This window comes from Pseudoalteromonas haloplanktis ATCC 14393 (assembly GCF_000238355.1).
GTDB lineage: Bacteria > Pseudomonadota > Gammaproteobacteria > Enterobacterales > Alteromonadaceae > Pseudoalteromonas > Pseudoalteromonas haloplanktis.
Genome location: NZ_AHCA01000001.1, coordinates 709,970 through 725,521, shown reverse-complemented (window position 1 = coordinate 725,521; position 15,552 = coordinate 709,970). Strand labels below are relative to the sequence as shown.

Annotated in this window: 10 protein-coding genes and 2 pseudogenes; 7 read left to right on the top strand and 5 right to left on the bottom strand. The window is 42.0% G+C overall.

What is annotated here, in order from left to right:
• Window positions 1–81 precede the first annotated feature (81 nt).
• The 6 genes and pseudogenes from PHAL_RS0102975 (at window position 82) to PHAL_RS0102950 (ending at window position 8,912) form a co-directional block, all read left to right on the top strand.
• Complete coding sequence (locus tag PHAL_RS0102975; protein WP_016706927.1) at window positions 82–2,511, top strand: S9 family peptidase; 2,430 nt, start codon at window positions 82–84, stop codon at window positions 2,509–2,511.
• A gap of 67 nt (window positions 2,512–2,578) precedes the next feature.
• Window positions 2,579–2,770 (top strand): annotated as a pseudogene (locus PHAL_RS0102970) (alpha/beta hydrolase family protein); the annotation flags it as partial.
• A 67-nt stretch (window positions 2,771–2,837) separates the two neighbouring features.
• Window positions 2,838–3,044: pseudogene (locus PHAL_RS0102965) on the top strand (alpha/beta hydrolase family protein); the annotation flags it as partial.
• Between the two features lie 571 nt (window positions 3,045–3,615).
• Entirely contained in the window at window positions 3,616–6,336 is a 2,721-nt protein-coding gene (locus PHAL_RS23535) for a choice-of-anchor I family protein (RefSeq protein WP_016706924.1), read from the top strand.
• Between the two features lie 215 nt (window positions 6,337–6,551).
• On the top strand, window positions 6,552–7,034 hold the full coding sequence (locus PHAL_RS0102955; RefSeq protein ID WP_016706923.1) for a DUF3015 domain-containing protein: 483 nt from the start codon (window positions 6,552–6,554) through the stop codon (window positions 7,032–7,034).
• Window positions 7,035–7,094: 60 nt separating this feature from the next.
• On the top strand, window positions 7,095–8,912 hold the full coding sequence (locus tag PHAL_RS0102950; RefSeq protein ID WP_016706922.1) for an Lnb N-terminal periplasmic domain-containing protein: 1,818 nt from the start codon (window positions 7,095–7,097) through the stop codon (window positions 8,910–8,912).
• Window positions 8,913–8,994: 82 nt separating this feature from the next.
• On the opposite strand, the gene PHAL_RS0102945 is transcribed toward PHAL_RS0102950, so the two are convergent.
• The gene (locus PHAL_RS0102945; protein ID WP_036980373.1) at window positions 8,995–9,684 is read right to left on the bottom strand and encodes a VC0807 family protein; all 690 of its coding nucleotides are present in this window, start codon (window positions 9,682–9,684) and stop codon (window positions 8,995–8,997) included.
• A 391-nt stretch (window positions 9,685–10,075) separates the two neighbouring features.
• Between PHAL_RS0102945 and PHAL_RS0102940 the strand changes: the two genes are divergently transcribed.
• Entirely contained in the window at window positions 10,076–10,789 is a 714-nt protein-coding gene (locus PHAL_RS0102940) for a lipoate--protein ligase family protein (protein WP_016706920.1), read from the top strand.
• 96 nt (window positions 10,790–10,885) lie between these two features.
• Here PHAL_RS0102940 and PHAL_RS0102935 read toward each other — a convergent pair whose 3' ends face one another.
• From PHAL_RS0102935 to PHAL_RS0102920, 4 genes are read right to left on the bottom strand one after another with little or no spacing between them, the layout of a single operon-like run.
• Entirely contained in the window at window positions 10,886–11,116 is a 231-nt protein-coding gene (locus PHAL_RS0102935; protein WP_016706919.1) for a hypothetical protein, read from the bottom strand.
• Window positions 11,113–12,723, bottom strand: a complete 1,611-nt coding sequence (locus PHAL_RS22725; RefSeq protein WP_016706918.1) for a PepSY-associated TM helix domain-containing protein — start codon at window positions 12,721–12,723, stop codon at window positions 11,113–11,115. Before PHAL_RS22725 ends, PHAL_RS0102935 begins: the two co-directional genes overlap by 4 nt.
• Complete coding sequence (locus PHAL_RS0102925; RefSeq protein WP_016706917.1) at window positions 12,720–13,007, bottom strand: hypothetical protein; 288 nt, start codon at window positions 13,005–13,007, stop codon at window positions 12,720–12,722. Before PHAL_RS0102925 ends, PHAL_RS22725 begins: the two co-directional genes overlap by 4 nt.
• 57 nt (window positions 13,008–13,064) lie before the next feature.
• Complete coding sequence (locus PHAL_RS0102920; protein WP_016706916.1) at window positions 13,065–15,380, bottom strand: TonB-dependent receptor; 2,316 nt, start codon at window positions 15,378–15,380, stop codon at window positions 13,065–13,067.
• Window positions 15,381–15,552: the final 172 nt, after the last annotated feature.

Below are 15,552 nucleotides of genomic sequence, written 5' to 3'. Positions count from 1 at the left end.
CTAAACGGGCGCAAAAACTTTATGAATGCAGCAAAACATGTTTAGATACAGCTGTTAATAATAAAAACCGAAGGATAAACCATGAAAGGTATCAAGCTTTTATTGGCTTTCGTGTTGAGTGTTACTGTTACAGGCTCGGCACTTGCTGCACAAGGCTATCAAACCCCCTCTAGCGACTTAGCGGCATTAGTCGATGCTAAACTCGCACCTAGCAGCTATTTATCGGGCGACGGTCAATGGTTGGCGCTATTTGATCGTAAACGAATAGAAACACTGGATGATTTAGCCAAAGAAGAACTCAAACTAGCTGGCATAAAGTTAAATCCAGCTAACTTTTCCCGCTCTCGTCCTCGTACTAAATTTAGTGGCTTGCAGTTAAAGCACATTGCAACTGGCACAGTGGTAGAAGTTAATAATTTACCACAGGGGGTGATCCGCTCGCCAAAATGGTCAAGTAACAGTGAATACCTTGCGTTTATTGTTGAGCAGCCGACACACGCAAACTTATGGGTTTATAATACACAAACCAAACAAGCACGTCAGCTATCCGATGTGGCACTTAATTCAGTGTTAACTGCTACTCCTTATCAGTGGTTGCCAGATAGTACAGCGATTGTCGCTAACCTAGCTGTTAACTTAGGTAAGCCAAGATTGACCAATGATAGCAACAGCGTAGTGCCGGTTATTCAACAAAGTAGTGGTCAAAAAGCCCCAGCACGCACTTATCAAAATTTATTAAGTAACCCGTTTGATGAACAACAATTTAAGTTTTATGGTCAAGGGCAATTAAGCTATATCCCGATGAGTGGTGTAGCATCTGCAATTGGTCAGCCTGCTTTATTTAAATCATTTTCAATCTCACCCGATTCGACCAATATTTTAGTGGCGAGTATCGATGAACCCTTTTCTTATCAAGTGCCTTACAGCCGTTTTGCAACCACATGGCAGGTGTGGGGAATGCGTGGTTATGCGTTGATAGAGCTTGCTAAACAGCCGCTTGCCGACAATATACCACAGGGGTATGACAGTGTGCGCACGGGACGCCGCGATTTTCAATGGCGTGCCGATCAAGGTGCTGAAGTGATTTGGGCGCAAGCTCAAGATGGCGGCGATATGAAAACCGATGTACCTCATCATGACTATTTATATAGCTTACGCTCGCCATTTAAGCGTGAACCTAAACTATTTGCTAAAGTTGAACGTCGTTTTGCAGGCATTGAATGGGCAAATGAAAGCGTTGCTTTATTAACCGAGTGGCGCTTTAGCGACCGTCAGTTACGTACTTATGTTATTCAACCGCGTAATGCTGATCGCAACCGTGTGTTATTTTCTGAGCGCAGTTACAATGATGCTTATAAAGATCCTGGCGATGTTATATATGAACATAATGATCTTGGTGCCAGTGTGATTAAAGTTGTGGGCGGACGTTATATTTTCTTACGTGGTAATGGTGCATCAGAGCAAGGCAATGTGCCGTTTTTAGATCAGTATGATATTAAAACCAACACCAGCAAACGTTTATGGCAATCTCAAGCCCCGTATTATGAGCGTGTGCGCGCTATGCTTGATGATGAAGGTGAGCGGTTAATTACTATTCGTGAATCAAAAACAGAGCAGCCGAATTTTTTCATTCGTGATTTAGATGACGACACTTTAACGCAGCTCACTACGTTTGAGCATCCTTATCCGGCATTTAAAGGTGTCACAAAAGAGTTCGTACGTTATAAACGCGATGACGGTGTTGAGCTCTCTGGCACACTGTATCTACCGCCAGGTTACGATAAAACCCAGGGCCCATTACCTGTGCTAATGTGGGCATACCCGCTTGAATACAAAGATAAAGCAGTTGCATCACAAGTGCGAGAATCACCTTATGAGTTTACCTATGTAGGCTATTGGGGACCGATGCCATACCTTGCCAAGGGGATTGCGGTATTTGACGACCCAAAAATGCCGATTGTGGGTGTAGAAGGCAAAGAGCCAAATGACCTATTTAGAAAACAGTTAGTAGCAAGTGCGCAAGCTGCGGTCGATGTGTTGGTGGAAAAAGGGATAGCAGACAAAGATAAGATTGCTATAGCTGGCCATTCATATGGTGCGTTTATGGTGGCAAATTTATTAGCCCACAGCGATTTATTTAAAACCGGCATTGCTCGCAGCGGCGCGTATAACCGCACACTTACACCATTTGGTTTTCAAGGCGAAGAACGTGACTTTTGGCAAGCACAAGATGTATACGCCAATATGTCACCGTTTTTCCATGCTGAGAAAATTAACGAACCTATGCTGATGATCCACGGCCAGGAAGACCCTAATTCAGGCACCTTCCCAATGCAGAGTGAGCGTATGTACGCAGCACTTAAAGGCCTTGGTAAAGAAGCCCGTTTAGTTATGCTGCCGTACGAAGCACATGGCTACCGCGCCCGTAAAAGTTTATTGCATGTACTGTGGGAGCAGGAGCAGTGGCTGGACAAGTATTTATTAAGTGACAGTCAAACAGAAGGTGAGTAGTCGCGATTTTATATCGCGTTCTTCAAGGTAATCACGTGAGAGCAAGAAGACCCACTCTTAATCTCACGGCACATTCCCAATGCAGAGTGAGCGTATGTACGCAGCACTTAAAGGCCTTGGTAAAGAAGCCCGTTTAGAAATGCTGCCGTACGAAGCACATGGCTACCGCGCCCGTAAAAGTTTATTGCATGTACTGTGGGAGCAGGAGCAGTGGCTGGACAAGTATTTATTAAGTGACAGTCGAACAGAAGGCGAGTAGTCGCGATTTTATATCGCGTTCTTAAAGATAATCACGTGAGAGCAAGAAGACCCACTCTTAATCTCACGGCACCTTCCCAATGCAGAGTGAGCGTATGTACGCAGCACTTAAAGGCCTTGGTAAAGAAGCCCGTTTAGTAATGCTGCCGTACGAAGCACATGGCTACCGCGCCCGTAAAAGTTTATTGCATGTACTGTGGGAGCAGGAGCAGTGGCTGGACAAGTATCTCCTTAATGATGAAGCGACAGTTGACCCCACAGCCACTGGCGAATGATTGAGGTAGTTAAAGTAATAAAAAACGCGGTTTTTACCGCGTTTTTTATGTTTAATAAGTCAAGAGAATCCACATTTAAGCTCACGTATCATTCTTTACTAAACAGGTGTAATGAACGTAACTTATTAATAGCTAAACTCAGCTTGTATGTCCTCTCAGCAACGTCCACGAGTATCTATACCATACTTATACCAATCGACTTAAATATTTAACCATTCTAGCGGGCTAAATAAAGCGCTAACTGTGTTATAAATTTTTCATGTAGAACAACTACATGTCAAAATTTATGCCTTGTTATCACGCCATTTATCTGTCGCTATAAATGGTCAGTAACTTAACACGATTGGTATTATATAAAACCACGGCAGCAATTAGCAATGAGGAGTTCAATATATAGGCTGTTCAAAGGGCTATTATCGGCTAAATGAAATTGAATTGCTTCAGTTGCATCATGTGAAGCAATTCAACAAAAAGTGTCATGTTGGTGACATTTATTTTACATCTAACTGTCAAGATTAGGCTATAGGGTATTGCCGACAATTAAAAATATAATGATTACCAAGGAAAAATCATGAAATTAAAACCAATTGTGGGCAGTTTGTTAATATTAAGTGCACTTAGCGGCTGTGATGAATTAGATAATAATGATCTAGAGCCAACACGCTATCAGCTGATGCTAGAAATTACCCCGAAAAGTGCCGGTAATGTTGTTACTACGCCCGAACGTAATGACTATGAGCCAGATTCAATTGTAATGTTAAGCGCACAAGCTGCTCAAGGATACGAATTTGTATCATGGAGTGGTGATATTGGTGCTGCTGACTACAGCGCATCAACATTAACGCTTACTATGGATAATCACAAATCAATTACAGCAACATTTACACCTATTGTTAAGCCACCAAGTGCCGGGCAAATTGTTATTAATGAAGTACGCTCCGATGGCGGTGGTTTTGATTATATTGAACTATATAATAACTCAGATGAAGCCTTTACCTTTGCAGATGCAAGCTGGGCTGTGAATGATTTAAAAGGTTTTGAAGTTGATTTAGAGCCAGGTATTAAAATACCGCAAGGTACAACCATTGCTGCTGGTGGCTTTTTATTGATCGCAACGGATCAAACGAGTGTACCATTTGATGCACCAGCAACTACGTTAGTTGCGAAAGAGGGTGATACAGATTTTGGGTTAGGCAAAGGTGATACAGCGTTACTCGTTCATAATAATAACATCGTTGACAGTGCTCACTGGAATGATGGCAGCCACGTTTCAACGTGGGGTCGCTTACCAGATGGTGGCCAATGGCATAGCCAAGAAGAGCCCTTAGAAGCAACGCCAGGTACAGCAAATAAACTACCCGATGCGATTGTAGGCGCAACCGCTGCTGACATCGTTATCAATGAAGTTGTCTCTAAAGGTCGTGATGATGCCGATTTTGATTATGTTGAACTTTATAATAAATCGTCTGAAACTTTTGTATTTGCTGAAGGTGATTGGGAGTTAGTCGATTTAGATCGAGAAGCCAATAATGAAGCGGGCATGACGATTCCTGCTGGTACTGAAATCCCTGGCCACGGTTTTATAGTCTTATTACCTGATTTACTTGAGGGGGCAGCGTTACCTAATGGTGCACCAGTCACAGCTATTCTCAATAACAATGAAGACTTTGGCCTAGGTAAAGGCGAGACCATAAAATTAAAATATCAAGGACAAGTACATCAAGAGGTTAGCTATGGCGATTTCCATGTTAACAGTTATGGCCGCTTCCCTGATGGAATGGAGTTTATTGACTTGGATGAAGGCAATGCGCCGCAGCTATACGCCAGCCCTGGTCGAAAAAACTTTGCCACACCAGCTACAGTCGCAACTGCAACAACACTTAACTTTACTGCATTTAATAACCAAGAAGCAGAGCTTGAAAGTAAAGGATTCCGCGTATTTGGTAAAGGCGCTGATCTAGCCACGGATGTTGAGCCTGAGTATGTGGCAGTATCAGCTGACTCATCAACAGCTTGGGTATCACTGCAAGAGAACAATGGTTTAGCTAAAGTTGATTTAGTAAATAAAACCATTACTGATATTTTTCCGTTGGGTTTTAAAGATTACGGTCAACAAGGTAATGAAATAGATGCCAGCGATAAAGACGACACCATTAAACTACAAACTCGCGCAAATGTAGTTGGCATGTATCAGCCAGATGGTATTGCTACGTTTGAGCAAGACGGCACGCACTATGTGTTAACTGCGAATGAAGGTGATGTGCGAGATTGGTTTACTAATTTTGAAGAAGGCGAAAAAGTTGCAGATGTTGTACTTGATGAATCTGTATTTACGGATACGTCGATGCTGCAAACTGATGATGAACTTGGTCGTTTATTAGTATCACAATATGTTGATTCTGATGCACCAGCATCAAGCCATAACAAACTATATAGTTTTGGCGCTCGTTCGTTCTCAATTTACAACGGCAATACAGGTGAGCAAGTTTTTGATAGTGGTTCATCGCTTGCTATTGAAGCGCAAAAAGCCGGTGTTTACCCAGACGATCGTAGTGATGCAAAAGGCACTGAGCCGGAAAGTATCACCACAGGAATGGTGGGCGATAAGCGTTATGCCTTTATTGCTTTAGAGCGTGCTGATGCAGTGGCTGTTTATGATGTAACAGACGTAAGCGCGGTTTCATTTGTACAAATGCTAGTAACTCAAGATGATGATGCACCAGAAGGTGTACTCTTTATTGCTGCTGCGCAAAGTCCAAATGGTAAAGCTCAACTTGTAGTATCCAATGAAGACAGTGGTAATATTACCGTTTACAGTGAAAACAGCGAAGGTAAGTTTGATTTTGCGTCGCGTTTATTACTGGAAGGTGGCGAAGGTGCTGCAGAAATTACCGCGTATGACGAGCAAACAAAACGCTTATTCGTGGTCAATAATGGCAGTTTACTCAGTGCACCGCGTATCGAAGTCGTTGACTTTGCAAACCCTGCGGCTATTGCTGCATTGACAACTATTGATATCAGCTATTATGGCGCGGGTGTAAATTCTGTGGCCGTTGCCAATGGCAAACTTGCAACAGCAATCGAGTCAGGTGTTAAAACTGACACGGGTGTGGTCGCGATGTTTAATACTACAACGTATGAACTTGAAATGATCTCATCTGTTGGCTCACTGCCAGATATGGTGACATTCAGCCCTGATGGTAAGCTTATTATCACGGCGGATGAGGGCGAACCAAGCGAAGATTACATGGTTGACCCTTTAGGCTCTGTATCGATAATTGAATTAAATTAATTCGATACTGCTTAATCGCTCAAGGTGGATTAGCACGCGTGTTAATCCACCGAAGCCTTTAATGTTTATAAAAAGCATATTTGTTAGACATAGCCTTATAATATTATGTTGCCGTTTAGGGTAAAATGTTCTTTATTTAATTTTTTATTGTGCTAGCCTTGTGCGGCTTTTGTTTATCTCAAACAATAGCTATATAAAATATAAGGACTTATTAAATGAAAAAACTAATCGCAGTAGCAGCTATCTCACTTCTTCCTTTCTCAAATGCAATGGCCGATCAAGACATTGGTTGTGGTTTGGGTTCAATGTTATTTGCGGGTAAAGACGGTAAAGCGGTAAAAATACTGGGCGCCACTACTAACGGTACTTCTGGTAACCAAACATTTGGTATTACATTTGGTACGCTTGGTTGTGATGGTACAGGCACTGTTACCTCATCAGCAAAAATCGCCCAATTTATCGATGGTAATATGGAACAATTAGCACGCGATATGTCACAAGGTGAAGGCGAAACGTTATCTACGCTAGCTGAGATCTGGGGTGTTCAAGAGCAAGATAAAGCGGCGTTTAATGCATTAGCTCAAAGCCAATTTGCTACTGTTTTCACATCAGAAAATGTGACTTCACAAACTGTTTTAGAAAACCTAAACTCAGTTGTAGCAAGTGACGCATCACTTTCAGCATACACGCTATCTTAATTAGTTAGCTGAATATAAATTTATTTAAAGCCCCAATAGGGGCTTTTGTTGTATGTGACGATGAAAAATTTACTTGCGCTCTTATTATTACTTTGTTGTTTTTCCACTTTTGCTAAACCTGTTGCTGCTGAGCCTCTTTGGACACAACCGTACTGGTTAAAGCTGGGTCATTATCGTCCACAGCTTACCGGTGGTTTTGAAAGCGATGTGGACGATACTGCATTTTTTATATCTCCTTTAGGTAAAACAGATCCCGCAGCTGAGTTGAAAGCGACCCTTGAGGCATTTAAACAACAAAATAAAACGACTATCTGCCAGTTTCCAGCGCGCTACCAATGGCTAAAAGCACAGGTTACCAATGACTGGGCAGCACTTGATTGCTCAGAGCTTGAAACGTGGCGTAAACTTATCAATGCCAAGGCGATGACGTTGGTTTTTCCAACTGCTTATATGAATAGCCCTTCATCAATGTTTGGTCACACCTTACTGCGCATAGATGCCAAAGATCAAACACGTCACAAAGAGTTGGTGGCTTTTGCAGTAAACTTTGCAGCTGAGCCAGATGCCAATGACAATGCAGCCCTATACGCATTAAAAGGATTGATTGGTAAATATCCCGGCAACTTTAGTTTAATGCCTTATTACCGCAAAGTACGCGAATACAGTGATATTGAGTCGCGAGATATCTGGGAGTACCCGTTGAGCTTCTCTGAAGCTGAGGTTGAGCGAATTCTGTTGCATTTATGGGAAATGCAGTTGGCGACGTTTGATTATTACTTTGCGGACGAAAATTGCTCTTACCAGTTGCTGGCGTTATTACAGCTGGCTCGCGATGATCTTGATTTAACCAGTTCGTTTAACCTTCATGCAATTCCCTCAGATACAGTTGCATTACTAAATGAGCAAGGGTTACTCCAAACGCCAGCTTATCGCCCTGCATTTGGTACTAAATTGCACCATTATGCAAAACAGCTTTCTTTGCAAGAACTTGCAGCAGCCAAGCAACTAATGGCAGGTGAAGAGCTGGATAGCAACCAGTTTTCAGCGCAGCGCAGTGTCGCAATTTATGAAGTGGCTTATGAGTGGCTTAACTTTAACTTTTATGATCAAGGTTTAAACCGTGATGATATTGCGCCACGTTTAACTAAACTGCTGAGAAAGCGCAGCCAGTATAAAATTGCATCGCCGTTAACTAAACCGACAAAACCTGAAGTGTCACCAGAGCAAGGACATGGCTCTGCACGCGTTGCTTTAATAGGCTCTGACTCTAAAAACTACGGGCAAACCACAGAGCTTGCATATCGATTAGCCTATCATGACTTACTCGACAGCTCTGCTGGATTTATACCTGGCGCACAGATCAGCTTCTTTGATATCAATGCCAGTTATACAGGAGAGCATTTACAGCTTGAGCACCTTTATTTAATCGATGCAATGTCATTAGCGCCTGACAATCAAGTGTTTAACACTTGGTCATGGAATTTACGGCTGGGTTTTGATCGAACGGCTGGCAACACCAAGCGAATAGGGCGCAGCTTTGTTGAAGGTGGTTATGGAAAATCAATTGGTGATCCTAACGCCTTGCATGCTTATTTACTTGGCACGGTTGGCTTTAATGGCGGTGATTTTAGTGCCGGTATTTCCCCTGCTGTAGGGGTTGAAGCGGGGATAATTTGGCAATTGAATCCTGCGCATAAGTTTGCTGCCAGTGGCCAATATCAATGGTTGGCGAATAATCAGCAAGCTCAGCGTAGCCAAGCAAAGCTGAACTGGCATTGGGCCTTAGATAAAGATTTTGCGCTGCGCACAGAGTTTAATTATAGTCGTTGGCAACAAGACGATCACGGCGTTAAATTAGCGCTTTACTATTATTTTTAACCGGCCCTTTAAAAAAAATCGCAAAACAGCTGATTGCGTAATGCGATTTATTAAAATGTACAGCTAAAGGCTAATAGCCGAATTACTGTAAAATAAATTCATCAATTGGTTGTTTGGTTAATTTTCCAATTTGTTTGAAGGTGAAAATAATAGCACCGACAAGTAATATCATGGTCGGAGCTACAATCACCGGGTAACTTAACCATGTCATGCGGCCTAACTCTTCTGCATAGGCTGTGGTGCCCGGCATGCTGACAACAATGCTTTTAGCAAGAAAGTAGTTAAGTGTCGCAGACAAAAAGAATGCACTAGCTACAATAAAACCAGCTAATCGCATTTTCTCATCAAACACAGCGGTGTTGTTTTGTTGCTCAAGTGACTGAGTGAGTTTTTCAATATCTAATAGTTCAGGGTTAATGAGGAGTTTGCGAATTAATGGGTACGGCGTGTATTGGCTCACTAGCACAATAACCCCGATAATAGCAGGCACCATCGCTTCTTTAATCGCTATATAAGCGGGATCTAATTCAAATAAACTAATACCACCAGTTAGCAGTACACTAATAATGCCAAGTACTGAGAAGAAATTTACTTTTCCTGATTGCTTAAGCTCCCATAAACCAAATAACAGTGGAAAAGCAAGCGCTACTACTACAGCCCACACGGGGCCTAATGTATCGGGGGTGCTAAAGCGGCTTAAGATCACTGCGGGTAAAATAATATTAAAAATGATGTTACTGAAAAAATTACTTTTCTTTTTTGGTGCTGTCATTAGTTTGTCATTACGTGTACTCATGAAGCTAAGTATATACCCAAGTCAGGCGAAGATATATGGCTTTGCGTATTCATCTAGATTGGCTAACATATGAACCCAACCATATAGTCAGCTCGATTCTAAAAATAACCTAAACTCATCAACATCAGCGGCTTTTTTTATATATTGCATAGATGTATGCTTACTCCCACTTTAGCGTAGAGTGACCTGTTTTCAGTGAATGTAAGAAAATGAGGGGCCTATAATAGCAGTGTGTAAGGGCATTGGCTTTTCTAGTGCATTATTACGATGTTAACGAGTCCACATTGCAACCGTGATCTATAAAGTGGCCTAGTATGTGAGAAAAGCCATTTAAGATTAGTTTCCTCCTCTATATGAGTAATTATCGATGAGTAAAAGCCGTAATAAGCTGCTGCGTTATAGTAATACCACTGTGGCGGCTGTGTTTGAAAAAGAAGCTCAGCTAATAACGCAAATGCAAGCTGGTGAGCTTGATCAGTGTTTGTTGTTATGGCAATCAAAAGCGCCTACCTTAGTATTACCTGCAGGCAAAAAATGGCCTGAAACAGCACTGCTCACAAAGAGCTTAATGGCGCATGGTTGGCAGCTTCACTCGCGTAAAACTGGGGGCGCACCAGTACCGCAATGTGAAGGTATTATTAACCTCTCTCATCTATATACCTGGTCACCACAGATACCTTATTCGATTACTCAAGCCTATGAAAATTTATGTGCCGTTTTACAGGGTTTCTTCAGGCAATTTGGACTGTTAAGTCAAGCACATGCAACGCCATTTTCATATTGTGATGGTGATTATAATATAAACATCAATGGCAAAAAAATTGTCGGTACTGCACAAAGAGTGATCTTAAAAAAAGGTGGCGGCAAGATTGTGCTTGCACAAGCGTTCATTTTAATTGATGTATTGCTTGAAGAAATCATTAAACCGGTAAATCTATGCTATGCATTGTGCGATAAGCAAGAACGTGTACAAGCGTCAGCTCATACTAGCTTGCTAGCGCATATCAACGAAAAACCGAGTGTAGAGAGTTTATATCAACAGCTGGTTTTGGCATTTACACAAAGTAAATTGTACAGCTAACTTGGAATCCTAATATCTTTGCTGTCAGCAAAGAATATGTCAACGGTGTATGGAGGGAATTACGCCCTAAACATCATATTTAGGGCGTATCAGTATTTAATTTTGAGGTTTTTTACCGAGCAAAAATGCCGTCAATAAGCCAATTAACAGTGCCGTAGGTACGGCAATAAACACACCGGCTATATTGCCGTATACAGCAATAAAACAGGCTGTGGCAACACAAAAAACCAGCAGAGATAACCTGCGACTAGCGCTGCTGGCATGTCTGAGCAGCAAGCTACTTGCGACTAATAATAAACACCCTAATGTTAGGTAGATGAATGTCATACAATTACCTCGTCAGTGGCCTTAGCTGTGACCCCATTTAATTGCTTGGTTACTAAGCGTTGGCTTAGATAAATAAATAAGCCGCCAATAAACAAGAAACTAATATCAACAACAGTTACGAGCACGTTATTGGCAGAGAATGCATGACTTGCTGAAAGGGCTAAGTTCAGTGGTAACACGGCCATACAAGCAAGTCCTGTGAGGGTCATCGTTACTTGTAAATAGCGATGATAATTAATAGGTAGCACAGCCAATAAACACCAAGCCAGCCATGAATAAAAGAATAGCGGCCCAAAATAAGCGTTATGCATGTGTACTGGTACAAGGTTGTTTAACAACACTTGCGCCGGAAACAAAATAGCAGTAGCGAGTACTAAACCGCCACAGCTACCTATAATCGCCCGATTCCAGCGTTGGTAAGCGAGTTCTGATAAGGTCGGGTTGCTGCCACGGCTACGCTTTGCCAACCACATCATCATGCCCGATAGCGGCAATAGTGCGGTGCTTAAGCCTAACAAAGCCCAGACCAGTTTGACAAAAATGCCTGCGAAGTTACCAAAGTGCAAGGGAAACAAGAGCTCTAATACTTTAATAGCAGGGCCTGGAATATCACCAAAGCTACTCATTGATTTACTAAATTCCCCGTTACCATGATAGTGCAGCAATTGTGAAGCAACCGCATCACCACCAATCAAACGTAAATAGACCTCAGCATTGGCATCATTATGCGCCATAATGGTTAAATCTATAACTTTAGCTTTTGGATAGCGCGCTTGTGCATCAATTAAAATCGCATTGATATCAGTTGCTTGATAGTCATTAGTAATAATAGGCTCAGGCATTGCCGTGAATTTTGCGACCAATTTATCTTGATCGCCACCAAAACTGACAAATGCCGCAGCGGGCAGTAATATTATTGTCGCTAAACCTAAAAAAGCCCCCGTAAATCCGATAACGCCATGAAATAGGCTGCCCCAAATCCCCATAATTTTATGTGCATCATTAACAACGACATCAAGCTCTTTCTTACGCCGAAAAGTAAATAGCTCTTTAATGAGTTGGCGATGGATAAATAACCCGGTGATTGTTGAAACCAATAGAGTTAAGCCTAAAAACCCCGTAAGTATCAGGCCAATAGGTCGGCCTAAATGTAAGTCTGCATGAAAATGACCAATAAAAGAGGGCGCATCAGTTTTCCGGTGTTCGTAAAAATAACCAGCTGCACCATAATATTCGTTTACTAATTCAAAATTACGAGGATCAAACTGGTAGGCATACGCCGCTTCTTCCTCATAGTTTTCATCGCCATCGTGAGATTCGAATAAAATAGTGAGTAAGTGTGTGTTATGGCCTGTTGGTAAGTAAACATGAATGTTTTCACCAAACTCTTTTGGTACTAATGTGTGGTAATGATTGATTAACTCGGTTACCTTTTCACTTGGCACTGAATTTAACTGATGCAGCTCAGGGTTGGCCCAAATTTTAAGTTCAGGGCGGCTAAGTACGGCCAAAGCGCCAGTAAAGCATACAATGAAAAGTAAAATAGCAGTGACAATGCCAACCCAGCTATGCAGCAAAAATAACTTTTTTAACGAAATAGATTTCATCCCTGCGCCCCCGATAAAGCCATAAAGCTCAAGCCAGCATGACTTAAGATGATTAATAGCATAACCACAAATGGCTGCCATGCTTTTTCAGCCATGTACGCGTAAATAAATAATCCCGCCCAAATAAAGGGAAATAGCATAATTGGAATGAGTATTTGTTCTTCCATTGCAAATGGTAAGTAGGTCGTCATCCCTGGGATCATCACAACCGCAGTAATTAACGCCAGTAGACAGGCCATCAAGTGGCGTCGTTTAGTCGCAGAAAATGTACGTTTCATGTTCATTTTTAGTTTGCCCCTAGAATGTGGCAACTATAATTAGTTACCACACAGCAGTTTTAGTTAGAAATTAACTTCAAAGCGCACACTTGCAGTACGTGGTGAACTTAAAGTTTGATTATCAAATCCTGCCGGCGCAAGTGCGATATACTCTGCATCTAACAGGTTTTCTACTAAGGCATACACACCGTAGTTTTCCCACTGATAGCCAATACGTGAGTTAACTAACCAATATGCATCATTTCTAGGCTCAAGGGCTGTTGCCAAGCGTTGTGAGCTGCCTGTATAACTGGTATTAAGATTAGCCACAAAGCCGTCCTCACTTGCATAGTCTAGCCCAAGTAGTGCTGTCCACTCTGGCGCACCTGCAAATGAGTAACCGCTGTAGTCTTGTTCTTCACCATTAAAAGTCGCGCTGAATTGGTCAAATTCGGTTTTAGAATAACCAATACCGCCGTATAAATTAATTGCAGGGGATAGCTCATAACTGATTTCGGTTTCAAAACCTTGCACATGAGATTTACCTACGTTACGTGTTTCGCGGTCATATTGATTACCCGATAAATACACTGATACCTGCTGATCGGTCCAATCAAGGTAGAACATATTGGCGTTAACAACTAGCTTATCATCAAGCCATACAGAGCGCAGCGCTAGCTCATAGTTCCAAGTGTATTCAGGCTCAAAGGTAAAAGGGGTGGCTTGTGCGATATTAGTGCCAACACCGCCTGAACGATAACCTTTTTGAACCGTAAAACTAGTCGAAATATCTTGGTTGACGCGATAGGTCGCGCCAAGTTTAGGTAACCATGCATCAAAGCTGGCATCCTCTACGGGCTCATCCCCTGAAGCGCCATCAGCCATCGCATATAACTGCTGATTGATACCGGCAATTAATTGAGCAAGCATAGGATCTGCCGCAAAGCTTTCAGGTTGAGGCAGTGCATTTTGTGTTTGTTCAGTAATATAGATATCGGCATTCGTACCGTTAGCTTGCTCTTCTTTATCATAACGCAGGCCTGCAAATATATCCCACGACTCGTTTACTTCATAAGTAAAATCGGCGAACAGCGCTTTGGTTTTTACTTTTTGTGTAAAATCTGAAGATTGACCGATAAAAACCGGATCAGCGCCGGTATAGAACTGCAAAACTTGATCAGCTAAAGTACCCGGTAAACCCAAACCACCGTATTCTGCCGGCGCAGTTAATAGACTACGTACGCCTAGTTGAGCAAATGTAATACCGCGTTCACCGCCACTGCTATCAAAAACATCTAAGTCAGAATAATAAAAACCAATTAAGCCAGATAATTTTTCACCTTCATAGGTAAAACGTAGCTCTTGTGTGGTGGTCTCGTCAGTGCGGGTATCCGTTAAAATAGATTGTGGTGCTTGCATGCTCGCATCACCATCCCACTCGTAACCGTACTCTGCGTCAGAATAAGTTGAAATTGATGCAAAAGACCACTCATCAGAAATATCATAATTAAGGTTGAGGATATAGAGATCACTGTCTGTGGATTCAAATGTTGGCGAGTCTAAATAGACATATCGATCATCGTAAATATTATTGATTGGGTAGTCTGCATGGCCACTTTCAACCATTACCCAATCAACGCCTTTTTCGTTTTCACTGTGCATAAAGCTCAATTGTGCTTCAAACTCAGGTAAAGCTGATGGGGTATAACGCAATTTGGCGCGGTAAAACTCATTGTTGTCAAAATCCGATTCGTCGCCTGTAGCAACATTGGTATTATAACCATCAAAATCGCGTTTTTCGGCACTGACTCTAAATGCCAGTTCATCTTCAATTAAGCCACCACCAAAGGCCATCGCTGCTTCTTTTGTGCCGTACTCGCCCATACCAATGCGGCCTTTAAAATCATACTCTTGCACTGCATCACGGGTTTTCATGACCACTGCACCGGCAAGTGAGTTACGCCCTTGTAGGGTAGATTGTGGACCACGAAGTATTTCTACTTGGCTTATATCCCACGTAGAAAATCCGCCTTGCTGCATGATTCGATACGGCACAGGTGCACCATCAATATAGACACTAGCAAGTCCACCAGAGCCACCATCAGTAACGCCAAAAGCATCAATACCACGGATATTAAAACCAGAGCCGTCAGTACCTGATGCATTAGGTGTACGGGCTAATACGTCATAAAAATCATTCAAATTTTCCCGTTCAATGGTTTGGCTCGTTATTACAGCCACACTAGCAGGGGTGTCTTGTAAAGTACGGTCTATTTTTTGACCTTTCACCATAATTTTTTCAATTTTTGAAATATCGTCCGCGTGTACGATATTGCTAAATGTAACGCCTGATATAGCAAAGGCTACAGCACATGCTAACTTTGATGAACGAATGACCATGAACGATGTAACTCCGAATTGTTATTAATATGAGCAATGATAATGATTGTTATTATACGATCGTTTATGTAATGTAAACAATCATAAATAGAATAAATACGTAAATAAAATGTGACTCTGCTAACAAGTGTGAGTGATGTAAAATCAATGCAGTACGCAAATTTATCGTAGA